Source organism: Brenneria rubrifaciens, assembly GCF_005484945.1.
Lineage (GTDB): Bacteria > Pseudomonadota > Gammaproteobacteria > Enterobacterales > Enterobacteriaceae > Brenneria > Brenneria rubrifaciens.
Genome location: NZ_CP034035.1, coordinates 3,101,980 through 3,120,929, shown reverse-complemented (window position 1 = coordinate 3,120,929; position 18,950 = coordinate 3,101,980). Strand labels below are relative to the sequence as shown.

Below are 18,950 nucleotides of genomic sequence, written 5' to 3'. Positions count from 1 at the left end.
ATGTCGCAGGCAGCGCTGAATACACGCGGCAGAGAGCCGGAAGTTAAAGGGGCGCGCCGCAGTAACGGGGGGCAGTTGGCGGGAATACTTTTCCTGCTGATGGTGATAGGGACAATCGTCTGGGGAAGTTGGATGGTTGTCGGGTGGATGAAAGATGTTAGCCGTTTGCCCTTGTCCCGGATGGTGGTGACAGGCGAGAGGCAATACACCACCAATGACGATATCCGTCAGGCGATTTTAGCGCTGGGGTCGCCGGGCACATTCATGACACAGGATGTGAATGTTATCCAACAGCAGATCGAACGTTTGCCGTGGATAAAACAGGTCAGTGTTCGTAAGCAGTGGCCGGATGAGTTAAAGATTCATCTGGTTGAATATGTTCCGGTGGCGCGTTGGAATGACCTGCTGATGATCGATGCGCAAGGCAATTCTTTCAGCGTGCCCGCTGAGCGGGTGGGTAATCGCAAGATGCCATTGCTGTATGGCCCCGAAGGGAATGAAACCGATGTGCTGGAGGGTTACCGGACAATGAATCAGGCGCTGGCGGCAAGGAAGTTTACGTTAAAAATGGTTGCCATGAGTGCGCGTCATTCTTGGCAACTGGGATTGGATGACGACATCCGTCTTGAATTAGGCCGGGACGATAGGGCGCGGCGGTTGGAGCGCTTTATTGAGCTTTATCCGCTGTTGCAACGGCAGGCGCAAAGCGAGGGCAAACGCATCAGCTATGTTGATCTGCGTTATGACTCTGGCGCATCCGTAGGTTGGGCGGCGGCCTTGTTTGATCAGCAAAGAGCCGATCAGCAACAAGACATTGATCAGCAACAGAACAGTAATCAGAAACAGAATCAGGCACAGGCTAAACAACAATGATCAAGTCGACGGACAGAAAACTGGTAGTTGGGCTAGAGATCGGTACAGCAAAAGTGGCTGTGCTGGTAGGGGAGGTTCTGCCCGATGGCATGGTCAATATTATCGGTGTAGGCAGTTGCCCGTCACGCGGTATGGATAAAGGCGGCGTCAACGATCTCGAATCTGTCGTCAAGTGTGTGCAGCGGGCCATTGATCAGGCTGAACTGATGGCAGACTGTCAGATCTCCTCTGTGTATCTGGCGTTATCGGGAAAACACATCAGCTGCCAGAATGAAATAGGGATGGTGCCTATTTCCGAAGAAGAAGTGACCCAGGAAGATGTGGAAAGCGTTGTGCATACCGCCAAGTCCGTGCGTGTGCGAGACGAGCATCGTGTACTCCATGTGATCCCGCAAGAGTATGCCATCGACTATCAGGAAGGCATTAAGAATCCGGTTGGACTATCCGGCGTGCGTATGCAGGCGAAAGTCCACCTGATTACCTGCCATAACGATATGGCGAAGAACATTGTCAAAGCGGTAGAACGCTGTGGCTTGAAAGTGGATCAGTTGATTTTCGCTGGTCTGGCATCCAGCTACGCCGTGCTGACGGAAGATGAACGCGAACTGGGTGTGTGCGTAGTGGATATCGGCGGCGGAACGATGGATATCGCCGTTTATACCGGAGGTGCTCTGCGTCATACCAAAGTTATCCCTTATGCGGGTAACGTGGTAACCAGCGATATTGCCTATGCGTTCGGTACGCCTCCCACGGATGCGGAAGCGATCAAAGTTCGCCACGGTTGCGCATTGGGCGCGATTGTCAGCAAAGATGAAAACGTCGAAGTCCCAAGCGTGGGGGGACGTCCGCCACGCAGTTTACAACGGCAGACATTGGCTGAAGTGATAGAGCCGCGTTATACCGAGCTTTTGAATTTGGTAAACGACGAACTTTTACAGTTGCAGGAGCAGTTACGTCAACAAGGCGTCAAGCACCATCTGGCGGCAGGTATTGTACTGACCGGCGGGGCGGCGCAAATCGACGGATTGGCCGCTTGTGCTCAGCGTGTATTCCATACGCAGGTGCGCATTGGGCAGCCGTTAAATATTACAGGTCTGACCGATTATGCCCAGGAGCCTTATTACTCCACAGCGGTAGGGTTATTGCACTATGGCAAGGAATCCCACCTTGGCAATGAGCATGAAGTAGAAAAACATGCCTCAGTGAGCAACTGGTTCAAAAGAATCAATAGCTGGTTGAGGAAAGAATTTTAATTTTATCAAAGAGATCACTTGGCACAGTTTATGATCTCGCAGTTACAGGCACAAAACGGAGAGAAACTATGTTTGAACCAATGGAATTAACCAACGACGCGGTGATTAAAGTCATCGGCGTCGGCGGCGGCGGCGGTAATGCTGTCGAACACATGGTGCGCGAGCGCATCGAGGGCGTTGAATTCTTCGCGGTCAATACGGATGCGCAAGCATTACGTAAAACGGCCGTGGGCCAGACAATTCAGATCGGTAGCGGTATTACCAAAGGTCTGGGGGCTGGCGCTAACCCGGAGGTGGGGCGTAATTCTGCGGAAGAAGATCGTGAAGCATTGCGTGCCGCGCTTGATGGTGCGGATATGGTGTTTATCGCCGCCGGCATGGGCGGTGGGACAGGTACTGGCGCGGCGCCTGTTGTGGCTGAAGTCGCGAAAGATCTCGGTATTCTGACGGTAGCCGTTGTGACCAAACCCTTCAATTTTGAAGGCAAAAAGCGCATGGCTTTTGCTGAGCAGGGGATTGCCGAACTGTCCAAGCACGTCGATTCCTTGATCACCATTCCAAATGACAAGCTGCTGAAAGTCTTGGGACGCGGTATTTCCCTGCTGGACGCATTTGGCGCAGCCAATGATGTGTTGAAAGGCGCGGTGCAGGGTATTGCCGAACTGATCACCCGTCCTGGCCTGATGAACGTTGACTTTGCAGATGTGCGTACCGTGATGTCTGAAATGGGTTATGCCATGATGGGGTCCGGTGTGGCTCGCGGTGAAGATCGCGCTGAAGAAGCGGCTGAAATGGCGATTTCCAGTCCGTTGCTGGAGGATATCGATCTGTCTGGCGCGCGGGGCGTATTGGTTAACATCACCGCCGGCTTCGATTTGCGTCTGGATGAGTTTGAAACGGTGGGTAATACCATCCGTGCCTTTGCTTCCGACAATGCGACGGTTGTTATCGGTACTTCCCTTGATCCTGACATGAATGATGAACTGCGTGTAACCGTGGTTGCCACGGGTATCGGTATGGACAAGCGTCCTGAAATCACGCTGGTGACCAACAAACAGGCCAGCCAGCCAGTGATGGATCATCGCTATCAGCAGCATGGCATGGCACCGTTGACTCAGGAAAAATCGGTTGCGAAGGTGGTTAATGACCAAAATCCGCAAGCCAATAAAGAGCCAGACTATCTGGATATCCCGGCGTTTCTGCGTAAGCAGGCAGATTAATCCTGCCGCATAACGTTGGAATCTCCGCTCTTTGTGCTAAACTGTCCCGCCGAGCCCAGTATACACTAGGCCGGTAGGTTCAGTAACATGCGAGATAAAATGATGATCAAACAACGTACATTAAAACGTATTGTTCAGGCGACAGGGGTCGGATTACATACCGGCAAAAAAGTCACCCTGACCATGCGTCCTGCACCGGCAAATACCGGGGTCATCTATCGTCGTACTGACTTGAATCCCCCGGTTGATTTTCCGGCTGATGCAAAATCCGTGCGTGATACCATGCTCTGTACTTGCCTGGTTAATGAGCATGACGTGCGTATTTCTACGGTGGAGCATCTTAACGCTGCCCTTGCAGGGTTGGGAATTGACAATATTGTCATTGAAGTTGATGCACCGGAAATTCCAATTATGGACGGTAGTGCCAGTCCTTTCGTTTACCTGCTGTTGGATGCCGGTATCGAAGAGCTGAACAGTGCCAAGAAATTCGTGCGTATCAAACAGCCTGTGCGTGTCGAAGACGGTGATAAATGGGCCGAATTGGTGCCGTTCAATGGTTTCAGCCTTGACTTCACCATTGATTTTAACCACCCGGCTATTGATGCGGGTTCACAGCGCTTCCGTTTGGACTTTTCGGCTGATGCGTTCGTGCGCCAGATTAGTCGCGCGCGTACCTTCGGTTTTATGCGCGATATCGAATACTTGCAGTCTCGTGGGTTGTGCCTGGGCGGCAGTTTCGATTGTGCAATAGTCGTAGATGATTATCGGGTACTCAACGAAGACGGTTTACGTTTTGAAGATGAATTTGTCCGCCATAAAATGCTGGATGCTATCGGCGACCTGTTTATGTGCGGTCATAATATCATCGGCGCATTTACCGCGTTTAAGTCAGGCCATGCCTTGAACAACAAACTGTTGCAGGCTGTTCTGGCTAAGCAGGAAGCGTGGGAATACGTCACCTTTGAAGACGAAGCTGAAATGCCATTGACATTTAAAGCGCCGTCAACAGTATTGGCGTAACGCTTGGCGAAGTCATTTCTTATTACGACTGGTTTTACTGGTACTCTCTCCGGCCAGTGAAGCCAGTCGTTCTAATATCTTGCGTAATTTCTCCGGGCTGTGACCAGCCAAACTTCTTAATGTTTCCGCGCTTTGCTCACTTAACTGGCGTACCGGTTTGCTTTCTGCTTCATTGGTCGTCGGCGTGTCGTGATTTTTCAGAATTTCATGCCCTTTTGCGGCGAGCGATGGATTAATCCTGATGTCGATCGAAGCCAATGATGGTAATATTTGTGCGCGTAATGCAGAGAGCAGGGCGGATTGTTCGTAACGTAACCGCATCAACCAGTTAGCGTTGGCGGTTTCCAGAACAAGCAGGCCTTTACGATAATTTGCTACGCGGCACCATGGGTGCAATTGTGCAGGAAGCAACCCGCGTACGGCGCGGTTGAGTTTTAGTAAGGCGATAGCGCGTTGTTGCACGTCACGCAGTGGACCAGCGTCCGAACCTGAGGTGCTTTCAAACAGGGACTCCAGTGATTGTGGGCGGCTATCACGCATAAATCAGGCTCCGACGGATATTAAACTAGTGATCGGTATTCTAAATCGTTGGCGACAATTTGGCAGACGTTATTTCTGGCCGCATCTTCTGTTGGGGATGGTCGCGGCGAGTGTTGGTCTGCCGATAAGTTTGAATGAAGCGCGGGATTTGGCTTCATTGCCCAACTCTGCGTCCAGCGTCAGCCGCCAGAACAGCGTATCGTTCAGCCTTACCGATCTCGTGGCGCTGAAAGAGGCGCATCGCCGCTCGTCTTTGGGCGTGGATTACTGGCATCAGCATGCCATTCGTACCGTCATTCGTCACCTGTCTTTTGCGCTGACGACGCCGCAACAAATCAATGCGCGGCAGGCCGATGAGCTGCAATCGCACTCGCAGGTGCTGCTGGATACGCTTAATTCGCTGCTGACGCGTGAAGAAAAACCCCCACTCGCCGTTCATCAAACTGGTCGCCTATCCTTTTTTCCCCTGACACTTCATCGGACAGGACTCTGGCTTGCCCGAATTCATGGTATTCGTGCCGGTCCGCACGTCCAACGCTGAGAAATATTTTATTGATAATTAACAGCTGTAGGACTTTTCTCCAGCATTCTAGTGTTGTGTAGCCGCTGGATGAGTGGCATTTGTGAGATTAAAATTATTATGGTCATGAATATACTAACCAAAATTTTTGGTAGCCGTAACGATCGTACTTTGCGCCGTATGCGCAAAAACGTGGAAGTGATTAACCGTTTAGAACCTGAAATGGAAAAGCTTTCGGATGAGGAATTGAAAGCAAAAACCGACGAGTTCCGCACCCGTCTGGAACAGGGCGAAACGCTGGAGAGACTGTTACCTGAAGCCTTCGCTGTCGTGCGTGAATCGAGTAAGCGCGTATTCGGCATGCGTCATTTTGACGTCCAGCTTATTGGCGGCATGGTTCTGAACGAGCGTTGCATTGCAGAAATGCGTACTGGTGAAGGTAAAACGCTGACGGCGACCCTGCCTGCTTACCTCAACGCGCTGACGGGACGCGGAGTGCATGTGGTCACGGTGAATGACTATCTGGCACAGCGTGATGCCGAAAATAACCGTCCTCTGTTTGAATTCCTCGGCCTGAGCGTCGGGATTAACCTGCCTGGCATGCCAGCCCCTGCCAAGCGCGAAGCCTATGCAGCAGACATTACTTACGGCACTAACAACGAATATGGTTTTGACTATCTTCGTGACAACATGGCCTTCAGCCCGGAAGAGCGGGTACAGCGTAAACTCTACTATGCGCTGGTGGATGAGGTGGACTCGATTCTGATCGATGAGGCCCGTACGCCGCTGATTATTTCCGGCCCAGCTGAGGACAGCTCTGAGCTTTATACTCAGGTGAATATGATCATTCCTCACCTGATTCGTCAGGAAAAAGAGGACTCGGATACGTTCCACGGTGAAGGCCACTTCTCTGTCGATGAGAAATCCCGCCAGGTTAACCTCACCGAGCGCGGCCTGGTGCTGGTTGAAGAGTTGCTGGTCAAGGAAGGCATTATGGAAGAAGGCGAGTCGCTGTACTCCCCGGCGAATATCATGCTGATGCATCATGTCACCGCTGCGTTGCGCGCCCATGTGCTGTTTACCCGCGACGTGGATTACATTGTTAAAGACGGCGAAGTCATCATTGTCGATGAGCACACCGGCCGTACCATGCATGGTCGCCGCTGGTCGGATGGTTTGCATCAGGCGGTGGAAGCGAAAGAGAATGTGGCGATTCAGAACGAAAACCAGACGCTGGCTTCCATCACTTTCCAGAATTACTTCCGGCTGTATGAAAAACTTGCCGGGATGACCGGTACGGCGGATACCGAAGCGTTTGAATTCAGCTCCATCTATAAGCTGGACACGATTGTCGTACCGACCAACCGTCCAATGATCCGTAAAGATTTGCCCGATCTGGTTTATATGACGGAGCAGGAGAAAATTGACGCGATCATTGAAGACATCAAAGCGCGTACCGGAAAAGGCCAGCCCGTGCTGGTCGGTACAATTTCCATTGAGAAATCGGAAGTGGTTTCCCATGCGCTGGAGAAAGCCGGCATCAAGCACAATGTGCTGAACGCCAAATTCCATGCGATGGAAGCAGACATAGTTGCTCAGGCAGGTCAGAGCGGTTCGGTTACTATTGCGACCAACATGGCCGGACGTGGTACGGATATTGTGTTGGGCGGTAGCTGGCAAGCTGAAATCGCGCATCTGGAAGACCCAGATGAAGAACAAATCGCGGCAATCAAGGCCGCCTGGCAGACGCGTCACGATGCTGTGCTGGCGGCGGGCGGTTTGCATATTATTGGTACTGAGCGTCATGAATCCCGTCGTATCGATAACCAGTTGCGTGGCCGTTCCGGTCGTCAGGGGGATGCGGGCTCTTCTCGTTTTTACCTGTCGATGGAAGACGCGCTGATGCGTATTTTTGCCTCCGAGCGCGTATCCAACATGATGCGCAAGCTTGGGATGAAGCCGGGCGAGGCGATTGAACACCCCTGGGTAACCAAAGCGATTGCCAACGCCCAGCGTAAAGTAGAAAGCCGTAACTTCGATATTCGTAAGCAATTGCTTGAGTATGATGATGTTGCCAACGACCAACGTCGTGCTATCTATAGCCAACGTAACGAGTTGCTAGATGTTTCCGACATCAGTGAAACCATTAACAGCATTCGTGTGGATGTGTTCAAAGTCACTATCGATAGCTATATTCCGCCACAGTCACTGGAGGAAATGTGGGATACGGAAGGGCTGGAACAGCGTCTGAAAAACGACTTTGATCTGGATATGCCGATTAAAGAATGGTTGGATAAAGAGCCTGAGCTGCACGAAGAAACGCTGCGCGAGCGTATTTTCCAACAGGCTATCGAAGCGTATCAGCGTAAAGAAGAGGTTGTTGGCGGCGAGGTGATGCGCAACTTCGAGAAAGGCGTGATGCTACAGACGCTGGATTCGCTATGGAAAGAGCACTTGGCGGCAATGGATTACCTGCGTCAGGGTATTCACCTGCGTGGTTATGCCCAGAAAGATCCCAAGCAGGAATACAAACGTGAGTCATTCTCGATGTTTGCCGCTATGCTTGAATCACTCAAGTATGAAGTGATCAGCACATTGTGCAAAGTGCAGGTCCGTATGCCGGAAGAAATTGAGGCGCTGGAACAGCAACGTCGTGAAGAGGCGGAGCGTCTGGCGCTTCAGCAACAGTTGAGCCATCAGGAAGAAGATAGCCTGAACGCAGGCTCTCCAGTGCAGGCAGAGCGTAAAATAGGTCGTAACGACCCTTGTCCTTGCGGATCGGGTAAAAAGTATAAGCATTGCCACGGTCGTTTAGAAAAATAAGGCTAATGTTGTCTTGAGTCATAATGAAAAGGCGGTCACAGATCGCCTTTTACTCGATAGGTAAGTATTACATGGTGCAAAAACAGTTATCTGTTGCGGTGGGTATCATTCGCAGTGCTGAGCAACGGTTTTTTATTGCTCGCCGCCCCGATGGGGTTCATATGGCGGGGATGTGGGAATTTCCTGGCGGAAAAGTAGAAGAGGGAGAAACGCCTGAGCAGGCATTAATTCGTGAGCTACGTGAAGAAACCGGGATTGAAGCCGCGAACCCAACGCCTCTGGACAAAAAGACCTTTTCTACGTCAGAGCGCCTTATTACGCTGCACTTTTTCCTGGTGGAAAGCTGGCAGGGTGAACCCTATGGCCGTGAAGGACAGGCGTCTCGCTGGCTGAGCGTAGATGAACTGCGTGAAGACGAATTTCCGCCAGCGAATGCGGAAATGATCCGCTGGTTGAAATCGAACTAGCGGTTTGGCAGAGCAAATTCAGATACCGTTTTACTTGGGGTATCTGAATGGACTAGTGTTGCTGGTCGTCGCTCCACTCTTCATTATCTGAAACGATATCGTTGCTGGGAATACGTTTCTCCTCATCAGCCCATTCTCCGAGATCAATAAGCTGGCAGCGCTTGCTGCAAAATGGTCGATAAACGCTCTGTCCATTCCACACTACCGACTTTTTACATGTCGGACACTGTACCGTCGTAATTTCATTATCCATTTATATTCTCCTGACCAAATGCCTTATAATTCATTGATTATAATAGTGATATTTTCTTCGTTGTCGCGTTAACAACAGGCTAAATCGAATGTTAAGTGAGAAGGGATCTGGCCGTTTTCACTATCAAGAGCGAGGAAGCGAATAGCATAACGCGTTTTATGACCGGAGATTTGTGGGTAAAGCTGGAACGCCAGTTCGATGCGTAAACGTAACAGGTCGGCATCGGACGCATTATCCTGAAAGAAACCATTCTGGCTAATCTGCGGACGGAAGGTGCCGGAATGACGGATCAGCTCCAGTATCATATCCAGTGATTTCTTTAAGGGCGCTAATGAGGTCAGCCAGCCTGACACCAGATGTTCACGCAGATCCTGTGGCTGATAGAGCCAGATATGCAGCGTCGGTAAATCGAAGCTGCAACATCCGCCAGGAATATTGAGTCGCTGGCGAACCATGCTTATCAGGCGATCCTCTCGCAGTATTTGTCCCATCCGCGGTGCTGCCATCAGTACGGCGGACAGATCTTTTAGCTGGTGCCGCAAGGCGTGAATTCGCTCCATATCGACGCCTGGCACGTCGCTCCATTGCAGCAGTTTTTGTTGCTGGCGTTCCAGCTCTTTTAACAGTTCGGTACGGACATCTCCACGCTCCAACACATCCAGCAGATCTGAAATGGAACGAAAGAACGTCAGGGCGCTTCCCATATCGGTCAGCGCATAATTTTGATGCAATTGTTGTAGCAACGATTCGATTCGTAACCAGGTACGCATCTTTTCGTTAAGAGGGTATTCAAATAAAATGGTTGAAGGAGCGTCACTCATTCTTAGTAATCCTGTCAGCAGCAGAGGCGGCCAGCTCAAGGTAATGGCGATGCAATTCGGCAACGCGTGGAGCAAGTTGTCTCTGACTACTATTATTGTCAATAATATCATCGGCATAAGTCAGGCGTTGCTCTCGGTCCACCTGCGCTGCCAGTATGTTTTCTACCTGTTGGCGATTGATTTCATCTCGCGTCAGTGTGCGTTCGAGCTGCGTATCCCGGCTGACATCCACTACCAGAACACGCTGTGCCTGTTGTTGCAAGCCGTTCTCAATCAACAATGGTATCACCCAAAGAAGATACGGTCCGGTTGATAATTGAAACTGCCGCTGAGTTTCTGCATGAATCAATGGATGCAGCAGGTTGTTAAGCCACTGTTTTTCCTCTGGTGAAGAAAAAATTCGTTGACGCAACACAGAGCGATTGAGGGAGCCATCAACATTCAGGATGTTGTCGCCGAATCGGTGCTTGATCGCTTCCAGCGCAGGCGCGCCGGGTTCGACCACCTGACGCGCAATAACATCTGCGTCAATGATGGTTACCCCCAGTTTTGCAAACTCATTGGCAACGGTGCTTTTCCCGCTGCCGATACCCCCTGTCAGAGCTACAATATATGTCATGGCGCCGATTCTGAAATGAATATATCCATCATCTTTCAAGTTGCAGACACGTTGGTTTCCTGCATTTTTAGAACGATTGGATACAGATAAATTTCATTGATTTTATCCCAAATAAAGGCAAATTCGCAGTCTTGCCGAAGGATTATTACTGCGTATGATAACGTTACTGGAAATGGCATTAATCATTCGGCCCCGTGTCGCTGAAAACCTCGTTGCCCACGTCGCCACTAACCAGGAATTCAAAGCCCATGCGTATCGAAGAAGATTTGAAGTTAGGCTTTAAAGACGTTCTCATTCGCCCTAAGCGTTCCACCCTCACAAGCCGCTCTGAAGTGGAGCTTGACCGTCGGTTTACCTTTCTCCACGCCGGGTTTGACTGGTCTGGCGTGCCGATTATTGCTGCTAACATGGATACGGTCGGTACTTTTCGCATGGCGGAGACGCTGGCGTCATTTGATGTGCTGACCGCGGTTCACAAACATTACTCGCTGGAACAATGGACGCAGTTTGTTCAGCGTTCATCGGCGGCGATATTGCGTCATGTCATGGTTTCGACGGGAACGTCTGACGCGGATTTTTCCAAACTAAAGCAAATTGCCGCGTTGTCGGCAGAACTGAGATTTATCTGTATTGATGTGGCGAATGGTTATTCCGAGCACTTTGTCACTTTTCTGCAAAAGGCGCGTGAAGCTTTCCCGGGTAAGGTGATTTGTGCGGGCAACGTTGTGACAGGGGAAATGGTTGAGGAATTGCTCCTTTCTGGTGCGGATATCGTGAAAGTGGGAATTGGGCCTGGTTCGGTTTGTACCACCCGAGTCAAAACCGGGGTTGGCTATCCGCAATTATCTGCGGTGATTGAATGTGCTGATGCCGCGCACGGACTGGGTGGACAAATCGTTAGCGACGGCGGTTGTTCGGTTCCGGGAGATGTTGCCAAAGCATTTGGTGGTGGTGCTGATTTTGTCATGCTGGGCGGAGTGTTGGCGGGGCACGATGAATGTGAGGGCACGATTATCGAGGAGAATGGCGACAGAATGATGCTGTTTTATGGCATGAGTTCGGCTTCTGCAATGGAAAGACACTTAGGCGGCGTTGCCGAATACCGCGCGGCGGAAGGTAAAACCGTTAAGTTGCCGCTTCGCGGGCCGGTGGATAATACGGTGCGCGACATCCTGGGTGGATTGCGCTCGGCCTGTACCTACGTCGGGGCATCACGTTTGAAAGAGCTGACCAAACGCACGACGTTTATCCGCGTTGCTGAACAGGAAAACCGTGTTTTCAACGGTGCGTGACAGATCCAACTGATGATGTTGGCCGGTCACCCCCCAGCCAACACATTGCCCAACTGAAAGATAGGCAGATACATGCCTGTCACGATTGCCCCAACCATACCGCCAACGATCACCATCAGTAGGGGCTCCAGCGTTTGAGTGAGATTTTCTGCCTGCTGCTCGGTCTTTCTTTCATACCACTGCGCCAATTGTGCAAATAGCATATCCAACGCCCCCGTCTCCTCGCCGACGCGAATCAGTTGCTGGCAGGGCGCAGGAAACAACAGGATGAATGGCTGAATTGCGCGGTGCAGCGTAATGCCCTGCTGGATCTGCTGTTGTATCCGCTGTACCGCGGACTGGTAGGGGAGATGAGATATCGTGCCCGCCGCATCCAGCCCGGCAGGTAAGGTCAGCCCGGCATATTGCGTCATGGCCAATATCTTGAAGGTCTGGTGCAGGCATTTCCCGCGTATCAAGTCTGAAATGACCGGTATTTTGAGTAAGCACGCCTGTTCCCTTTCCCGCCATGCCACCCTGTTGCGCCGCATGCCGAGATAAATGAGTAATAAGGCAGCGAGGCTGAGTAGCGTCGCCAAACCGTAATCGGCGACCCAGGCCGCCAGGTGAATCAACCGTTGGGTAAACCAGGGAAGCGGGGTATCAAATGACGCATACAGGTTGGCAAACTCCGGCAATACCAGTGTTAACATCAGGGTGCAGACCAGCGTGGCAACAATTAGCACGAAGCAAGGATAGCGTAGTGCTTTAATAACTTTTCGTTGTAGATAGCATTGTCTTTCCTGCTGGTGGGACAGTTGCAGGCAACATTCATCAAGTTTCCCAGTGAGTTCGCCAACGGCGACCAGAGAACGATAGACGACAGGAAAGATGTGCGAGTAGTCGGTAAGTGTCTCAGACAGCGACTTACCCTGCGCGACCTGGTCGCCGATGTCTTTGAGAACGCAGCGCCATCCGGGGCGCTGATGTTGTTCTGCCAGCAGTTTCAGAGCGTCCAGTAATGGGAGTCCTGCCTGTAATAACATCCCCAACTGTTTGAACACTTCTCCGACATGCTCCCTTTTCCAGTAACGCGGTGATAAATATTGCTCCGTTTTGAGAGACAAGGGCTGATATCCGCGGGCGATGAGACAGGTATAAGCCTGCTGCCTATGGAAACCAATCATTTCGCCATGCGCGAGTTCCCCTTCGGGAGTCATCGCTCGCCAGCGATATAAGCGCGTCAGTTTCATGGTGTTTCCACCTTGTCCATAATGCCGTCGCCAACGACACGATACACTTCGGATAGTGAGGTAACGCCTTTATCAACCAGTGATAATCCCGTCACAAACAGTGTGGGAAAGCCAGCCTTACGCGAGAGTGCAGCTAACTGACTGACATTGACGTTGCCGGCCAGTGCCTGCTGGAACGCGGGTGTAACAACCAATAATTCGTAAATGGCAACGCGGCCGTAGTAGCCAGAAAAGCAGTGGCTACAGCCCTGGGCTTGCCAGTTACTCAATGGTCCGTGCCATATTGCATCAGGAAAATGACGGAGTATTCCTGCCTGAGTTTTACAGTGCGGACATAAACGGCGGACCAGACGCTGCGCAATGACCAGCTTCAGCGCGGCGGCAAGCAGATAGCCGGGAATGCCGAGATGACTCAACCGACTCAGCGTTTCTATTGCGGAATTGGTATGCAGGGTGGACATGACCAGATGTCCGGTCTGCGCTGCTTTAACGGCAATTTCCGCGGTTTCGGCATCACGGATTTCGCCAATCATGATGACATCCGGGTCCTGACGAAGCAGGGCTCGCAGTATCCGGCTGAAATCCAGGGAGGCTTTCGGGTTGACCGCCGTCTGGTTGATCCCGGGCAAGGGGATCTCAACAGGGTCTTCAACGCTACAGATGTTGCGGCTGACGTTATTCAGCCACCGAATGGCGCTGTAGAGCGTCATGGTTTTTCCACTGCCTGTCGGCCCTGTGACCAGAATCATCCCCTGCGGAGCGCTGAGCGTCTGGATAAACTGCGCCAGCGCATCGTCGGACAGCCCCAATTTCTCCAACATCCATTCCTGTCGATCGATATGTAAAATACGCAGCACCACTTTTTCACCCTGCTGTACCGGCAGCGTGGCGATGCGCAATGAGTAACGCTGCTGATCCAGTATCAGACTGAATTGCCCATCCTGAGGTAAACGGCGTTCAGCGATATTCAGATTTCCCATGATTTTCAGCCGTGCGCCAAGCCGCGCCGTCAGTTCCGCAGGCGGCGCTGATATTTCCTGTAACACGCCGTCAATACGCAGCCGAATGCGGTAGCCAGTCAGCAAAGGTTCAAAATGAATATCCGAGGCCCGGCGCTGAACGGCCAGACGTAAGGTCTGGTCAATAAACCGGACTACCGGGGGATCGTCGTCACTGACTGGGCTATCCGATTGGGTGGGGTATGCCACCGCGGGCTCGGCAATGGCTTTGGCCGGATTAAGCAGTTGCTCCATTTTAGCCCGCGGCCATTGCTCGACCAAAATTCTGCGGTTACCCGCAAAACGCAGGGCGGCGATCATCTCCGCTGGGGGAGGGGCGCAGACCGCAATGGAGATGGTCTGTTCATCCAGCGCCAGCAAGAGGGCATGATAGCGACGGCACAGCAATTGTAATTCGTCCGTCAGATGCTCGGCGTCTACCATGATCAACCTGCCGTATTATCAAAGCGGAAAACATCCTGACACGCTGACTGTAGGCTTTCAGCCTTACCGTCCGTGGCGCAGTTTTTTGTCCAGCGCGAAGTGCTGGTCACCGTATCCCATTCGGGAGTGAGTATGACGCGCAGCCCTTGTAAGGTGGATTGCCCGGTTAAGGTGATGATGCCTTGATTTACCGTGACTTCACTGACGTAGCGTGAGGTTCTGCTATCGGGTATGCCCTGATTGCCCGCATTGCAGCTTGAAAACGCCGTATTTTCCAGACCACACAAATCAACCGCCGTTTTATAGGACGCCATAAGTTGCAGCATGTCGGTCATGGCGGCTTTTTGCAGATATCCCCGATAAGCCGGTACGCCAGTGGCGCTGAGGATGGCGACAATCGCAATGACGACCATCAACTCAACCAGCGTAAATCCCCGTTGTTGCTTCATTTTTGCTTTCCCTGCCGTTGTCTGTGGCGGCAGGATAGAAAACTGAGCAAGTGCTGGCGACAAGGCATGCTTCAAACCGGAAGGCGCGATGAAAAAGATTTTTGGGTTTGCTGTCTGGCGAGCGATTTTTACGAGCCGATGCGCAAATTTTGGCGGGCAGGTATGGGAAATGTCGGGGTGATGGGCCCGGTAGCCTGATGGATACCGGACAAAAGAGAGGCAGAAAAGCGGGCTTAGAGGAAACGCATGGATAAGTCCAGCGCCCGGACGTGTTTGGTCAGTGCGCCGACAGAGATATAGTCCACGCCGGTTTCGGCGTATCCGCGTAATGTCTCAAGGGTGACATTGCCGGATATTTCCAGAAGCGCTTGGCCTTGCGCGATCGTGACCGCTTCGCGGATCTTCTCCAGACTGAAGTTATCCAGCATGATGATATCCGCGCCTGCATCCAACGCTTGTTGCAACTCGTCAAGCGATTCGACCTCGACTTCTACCGGCACATCACCACGCAACAAGCGGGCTTTCTCCACCGCTTGCCTGATGGAGCCTGCGGCAATGATATGGTTTTCTTTGATCAGGAATGCGTCAGATAACCCTAAGCGATGATTATCGCCGCCCCCGCATACAACGGCGTATTTTAGCGCCGTTCGCAGCCCAGGTAAGGTCTTGCGGGTATCAAGCAGGCGGGTGCGGGTTCCCTGTAGTAAAGACGCATAATGGCTGACTTCGGTGGCGACGCCGGAAAGTGTTTGCAGGAAGTTCAGGGCGGTACGTTCCCCGGTCAGAAGCTGTTTGGCCGGGCCTGTTATTTCACACAGTGTTTGGTTGGGCGTAATGGCGTCACCGTCGGCGACATGCCAGGTTATGGACGTGGTCCCTCCGAGCTGGGAAAATACTTCCTCAAGCCAGCGTTTGCCACAGAAAATACCGGCCTCACGGGTGATAATGCGCGCGTGCGCCTGGGTTTCGTCCGGAAGTAAATGGGCGGTAATATCCTGGGCGGCATCAACGACGCCGCCCAAATCTTCACTTAAGGCCAGATGAACGCTGGCGGGGATATCACGCGTAATACGCGCGAGCAGATCGGTTTGGCGCTGTTCCTGACTGTAACGACGAGTTGGCATCACAAAAACTCCGAAGGGGGATTCGGGACGATATGCTACCTTGTTTACAGGCAGACATCCAGAATGAATACTCTTTATAATTCAGTTGGTTATTCTGTTTTTGATGATTTATCGGAAATTGAGGGCGCACTGTCACCGAGCGGGGGAAAGTTTAAATGCGGGCGGCGGGGCAAGGCGTTTTGATAAATCGCTCCGCCCCGTTTTTAATTTATCAGATTGAAAAGACTAGAAATTATAACCTACGACCAGATAGTAGCCCCAGCCTGTGGATTTCACTTCAAATGGTCCCTGACCGAAGTTAAGTTCGGCGCCATCCGCCCATTGTCCGCCATTATGGAAGTAGCGGGCGACGACGGAATAATGCCAGCGGTCATAACCCAGTGCCAGAATATGGCTGGAGGCAATGGCGTTACCGGTACGAGAACGTCCGTCCTGATTGCGCAGGTCAGAACCGAAGTCAAAGTTAGTGAAACCGATATAAGTGAGGTTACCGCCCCACAGCGTCCCTAAAGGATAGAAGTATTTAATTTTAGCGCGGTAGCCGTCCCATTCGTTCTCATTGCCCGCCCCATAGTTCTTCCATTGGTATTTGGCATAGATATTGGCGGAAAGCGATAAGTCCGTGCCGGTATCGATATCCGTGCCCAGTCCCATGTACCAAGTGCTTTGCCGTGAATCACTGCTTCGCCCGTGATCGTAAATGATATTGTTGGCGACATACCACTCTTTGAACGGGCCGACGCCGAGGTCGGCGCCTGTCAGCTTATCAATGGAAAAGCGCGGTTCAATTTCCACGAACAGCGGTGAGCCATCGTCCCAGGCGCCGCGATCGTTTGAATTTCCCACGCCGAAAAATTTCGGCACGTCGGCATAGCCATAAAAATCGAACCAGTCTTTGCGGGCAAATGCCTCATATTCCAGGTATACATCATTGTTCAACTGCGGCCCGAAGCGCGTGTGGTAACTGCCCACTACATTGACACTCTGGTGCCACCAGTCGGAAAGATAGGCTGTTTTATTACTGTCAGCGAGCGTTGGCACACTATAAGACAACGTGATTAAAGCAGCTGCGGTGAGTGTTTTTTTCATGTCAATTACCGTGTAGTTAGCGAAACCTTGTGGTGTCTTATGTTTTGAAATAAGTTTTTGTAATATCTGAAAAACAGGAGATGATTCTCGCGGGTTATTTTAAATAAAAATTGATTCGATACATGGAGGCTGGTTCATATATTCATAATATTGCAATCATATTGTGATCTGCATCACAAATTAAAGGTGGTGAATTTTCGAACAATATTATTTGTCCACGAGTGAGATCTGGATGGTTTTCGCTCTTTAAGAGGATGGCGGATATCGCATAGCAGGTAAAGAAACAATAAAACCTTTTTGTATCCAGTTGGTTAGGTATGATGTTAGAAACATGATAGGCTATCGACTACGGCATTTTTGTTAAACGCAGATCCAATTCACCGCACCTTATTCAGCCCGGCAAACGACATGATGCGAGGTTATCGCCGATGCTTTTGGAAAATGGCTGGTTATCTGGAATAAAACACATTGCGTCACCGCACTGCGATAACCGCCCGGAAAATGAAGCGCCTTCCTTGCTGGTGATCCACAGCATCAGCCTGCCACCGGGTGAATTTGGTGGACCCTATATCGATCAGTTATTTACCGCTACGCTTGATCCCACCGCTCATCCCTATTTTGCCGCTATCGCACATTTGCATGTTGCCGCTCATTGCCTGATTCGTCGGGACGGGGAAGTAATTCAGTATGTTTCTTTTGACCAGCGTGCCTGGCACGCGGGCGTTTCCTGTTTTGAAGGTCGTGAGCGGTGTAACGATTTTTCAATCGGCATCGAATTGGAAGGAACGGATACGCTACCTTTTACTGCAGAGCAATATCTTCAGCTGACAGCGATAACGCGGCTATTGCTCGACGCTTACCCGATTACACCATCAAGAATCACCGGACACAGCCATATCGCGCCAGGACGTAAAACCGATCCGGGCCCTGCCTTTGATTGGGACCAATATCATCGCCTGATTCTGGAAGGCCAGCGAGAAAACGAAGGGAGTATAAAACGATGACGTTATTTACATTGTTGCTGGTCCTGGCGTGGGAGCGTTTATTCAAACATGGCGAACATTGGCAGATCGATCACCGTCTTGAAGTGGTGTTTCGCCGTTTGCCTTCTCCTTCTTTATTTCAGACCCTGTTCCTGACCTTGTGCTGTATGGGGGGGGTGGCCGTCTTGCTCTGGCTGGCGAGCGGCGTGCTGTTTGGTCTTGTTCTACTGTTACTGTGGGTTGTCATCAGCCTGATGTGTATTGGCGCTGGCGAGATCCGTCGGCATTATCGTCGTTATCTCCAGTCGGCGCTACGTGGTGAAAACGGTGCGAGTCAGGAATTGGCGGAAGAGTTGGCGTTGATTCACGGCTTGCCGGTGGGGACGGGGGAAGGTGAACGCCTGAAAGAATTACAGAATGCGTTGATATGGATTAACTTCCGTTTCTATCTGGCGCCGCTGTTCTGGTTTGCGGCGGCGGGCCCTTATGGTCCGGCGGCGCTGGCAGGTTATGCTTTTTTACGCGCCCGGCAAACTTGGCTGGCGCGCCATCATACGCCGCTGGCGCGTGCGCAGTCCGGGGTCGATTCATTACTGCACTGGCTTGACTGGATTCCGGTGCGTCTGGCTGGCGTGGCTTACGCACTGCTGGGACACGGTGAGAAAGCGCTACCGGCCTGGTTTGCTTCATTGTGCGACACCCGTAATGCTCAATACTGGGTGTTAACTCAACTGGCGCAGTTTTCTCTGGCGCGTGAACCGCATATTGATCCGGTTGAGGCGCCGAAGGCTGCCGTGATGTTGGCGAAAAAAGTCACCTTAGCGCTGGTGGTGGTGGTGGCGTTGCTGACGATTTATGGGGCGCTGGTCTAAGTCGCATCGGCGGTCGGATAACAAGCCTGCTAAATGAAAAATGGCCGATATCCTCGGC

Annotated in this window: 19 protein-coding genes; 10 read left to right on the top strand and 9 right to left on the bottom strand. The window is 51.7% G+C overall.

The window, feature by feature from the left end:
- The 4 genes from ftsQ to lpxC all read left to right on the top strand — a co-directional run bounded on the left by ftsQ (position 1) and on the right by lpxC (position 4,366).
- Positions 1–873, top strand: coding sequence for a cell division protein FtsQ (gene ftsQ / locus EH207_RS14135; protein ID WP_137714565.1), 873 nt, complete (start codon positions 1–3; stop codon positions 871–873).
- Positions 870–2,126: a cell division protein FtsA gene (gene ftsA, locus EH207_RS14130; protein WP_137714564.1), complete on the top strand. Its 1,257-nt coding sequence runs from the start codon at positions 870–872 to the stop codon at positions 2,124–2,126. The genes ftsQ and ftsA overlap by 4 nt, the downstream gene beginning before the upstream one ends.
- Positions 2,127–2,194: 68 nt before the next feature.
- A complete protein-coding gene (ftsZ, locus tag EH207_RS14125; protein ID WP_137714563.1) occupies positions 2,195–3,346 on the top strand; it encodes a cell division protein FtsZ in 1,152 nt (383 codons plus the stop codon).
- 102 nt (positions 3,347–3,448) lie between these two features.
- Positions 3,449–4,366, top strand: a complete 918-nt coding sequence (gene lpxC, locus EH207_RS14120; RefSeq protein WP_137715365.1) for a UDP-3-O-acyl-N-acetylglucosamine deacetylase — start codon at positions 3,449–3,451, stop codon at positions 4,364–4,366.
- 12 nt (positions 4,367–4,378) lie between these two features.
- Here lpxC and EH207_RS14115 read toward each other — a convergent pair whose 3' ends face one another.
- Positions 4,379–4,906, bottom strand: a complete 528-nt coding sequence (locus EH207_RS14115) for a DUF721 domain-containing protein (RefSeq protein ID WP_137714562.1) — start codon at positions 4,904–4,906, stop codon at positions 4,379–4,381.
- A 28-nt stretch (positions 4,907–4,934) separates the two neighbouring features.
- Here EH207_RS14115 and secM point away from each other — a divergent pair, with 28 nt between their 5' ends.
- The 3 genes from secM (at position 4,935) to mutT (ending at position 8,716) form a co-directional block, all read left to right on the top strand.
- A complete protein-coding gene (secM, locus tag EH207_RS14110; RefSeq protein ID WP_175413684.1) occupies positions 4,935–5,447 on the top strand; it encodes a secA translation cis-regulator SecM in 513 nt (170 codons plus the stop codon).
- A 99-nt stretch (positions 5,448–5,546) separates the two neighbouring features.
- Positions 5,547–8,249, top strand: a complete 2,703-nt coding sequence (gene secA, locus EH207_RS14105) for a preprotein translocase subunit SecA (protein ID WP_137714561.1) — start codon at positions 5,547–5,549, stop codon at positions 8,247–8,249.
- A gap of 71 nt (positions 8,250–8,320) precedes the next feature.
- The gene (gene mutT / locus EH207_RS14100) at positions 8,321–8,716 is read left to right on the top strand and encodes an 8-oxo-dGTP diphosphatase MutT (protein ID WP_137715363.1); all 396 of its coding nucleotides are present in this window, start codon (positions 8,321–8,323) and stop codon (positions 8,714–8,716) included.
- 52 nt (positions 8,717–8,768) lie between these two features.
- On the opposite strand, the gene yacG is transcribed toward mutT, so the two are convergent.
- From yacG to coaE, 3 genes are all read right to left on the bottom strand, one after another.
- A complete protein-coding gene (gene yacG, locus EH207_RS14095; RefSeq protein ID WP_137714560.1) occupies positions 8,769–8,969 on the bottom strand; it encodes a DNA gyrase inhibitor YacG in 201 nt (66 codons plus the stop codon).
- A 68-nt stretch (positions 8,970–9,037) separates the two neighbouring features.
- On the bottom strand, positions 9,038–9,790 hold the full coding sequence (gene zapD, locus EH207_RS14090) for a cell division protein ZapD (protein WP_137714559.1): 753 nt from the start codon (positions 9,788–9,790) through the stop codon (positions 9,038–9,040).
- On the bottom strand, positions 9,783–10,409 hold the full coding sequence (coaE, locus tag EH207_RS14085; protein WP_137714558.1) for a dephospho-CoA kinase: 627 nt from the start codon (positions 10,407–10,409) through the stop codon (positions 9,783–9,785). The genes zapD and coaE overlap by 8 nt, the downstream gene beginning before the upstream one ends.
- A 248-nt stretch (positions 10,410–10,657) precedes the next feature.
- Here coaE and EH207_RS14080 point away from each other — a divergent pair, with 248 nt between their 5' ends.
- On the top strand, positions 10,658–11,701 hold the full coding sequence (locus EH207_RS14080) for a GMP reductase (protein WP_137714557.1): 1,044 nt from the start codon (positions 10,658–10,660) through the stop codon (positions 11,699–11,701).
- A gap of 26 nt (positions 11,702–11,727) precedes the next feature.
- Here the strand turns inward: EH207_RS14080 and hofC are convergent, their stop codons facing one another.
- The 5 genes from hofC to EH207_RS14055 all read right to left on the bottom strand — a co-directional run bounded on the left by hofC (position 11,728) and on the right by EH207_RS14055 (position 17,037).
- Positions 11,728–12,933, bottom strand: coding sequence for a protein transport protein HofC (gene hofC, locus EH207_RS14075; protein WP_137714556.1), 1,206 nt, complete (start codon positions 12,931–12,933; stop codon positions 11,728–11,730).
- Entirely contained in the window at positions 12,930–14,375 is a 1,446-nt protein-coding gene (gene gspE / locus EH207_RS14070) for a type II secretion system protein GspE (RefSeq protein WP_137714555.1), read from the bottom strand. The genes hofC and gspE overlap by 4 nt, the downstream gene beginning before the upstream one ends.
- Before the next feature lie 2 nt (positions 14,376–14,377).
- Positions 14,378–14,824, bottom strand: a complete 447-nt coding sequence (gene ppdD / locus EH207_RS14065; protein ID WP_137714554.1) for a prepilin peptidase-dependent pilin — start codon at positions 14,822–14,824, stop codon at positions 14,378–14,380.
- 233 nt (positions 14,825–15,057) lie between these two features.
- Positions 15,058–15,948, bottom strand: coding sequence for a carboxylating nicotinate-nucleotide diphosphorylase (gene nadC, locus EH207_RS14060; RefSeq protein WP_137714553.1), 891 nt, complete (start codon positions 15,946–15,948; stop codon positions 15,058–15,060).
- 225 nt (positions 15,949–16,173) lie between these two features.
- Positions 16,174–17,037 (bottom strand): nucleoside-specific channel-forming protein Tsx, encoded by an 864-nt coding sequence (locus EH207_RS14055; RefSeq protein ID WP_137714552.1) that lies wholly within the window; start codon positions 17,035–17,037, stop codon positions 16,174–16,176.
- 428 nt (positions 17,038–17,465) lie between these two features.
- Between EH207_RS14055 and ampD the strand changes: the two genes are divergently transcribed.
- Together ampD and ampE are read left to right on the top strand one after the other, a co-directional pair.
- Positions 17,466–18,041: a 1,6-anhydro-N-acetylmuramyl-L-alanine amidase AmpD gene (ampD, locus tag EH207_RS14050; RefSeq protein ID WP_137714551.1), complete on the top strand. Its 576-nt coding sequence runs from the start codon at positions 17,466–17,468 to the stop codon at positions 18,039–18,041.
- Positions 18,038–18,892 carry a beta-lactamase regulator AmpE gene (gene ampE, locus EH207_RS14045; protein ID WP_137714550.1) on the top strand — a complete coding sequence of 285 codons (855 nt, stop codon included), beginning with the start codon at positions 18,038–18,040 and terminating at the stop codon, positions 18,890–18,892. The genes ampD and ampE overlap by 4 nt, the downstream gene beginning before the upstream one ends.
- The last annotated feature ends 58 nt before the right edge of the window (positions 18,893–18,950 follow it).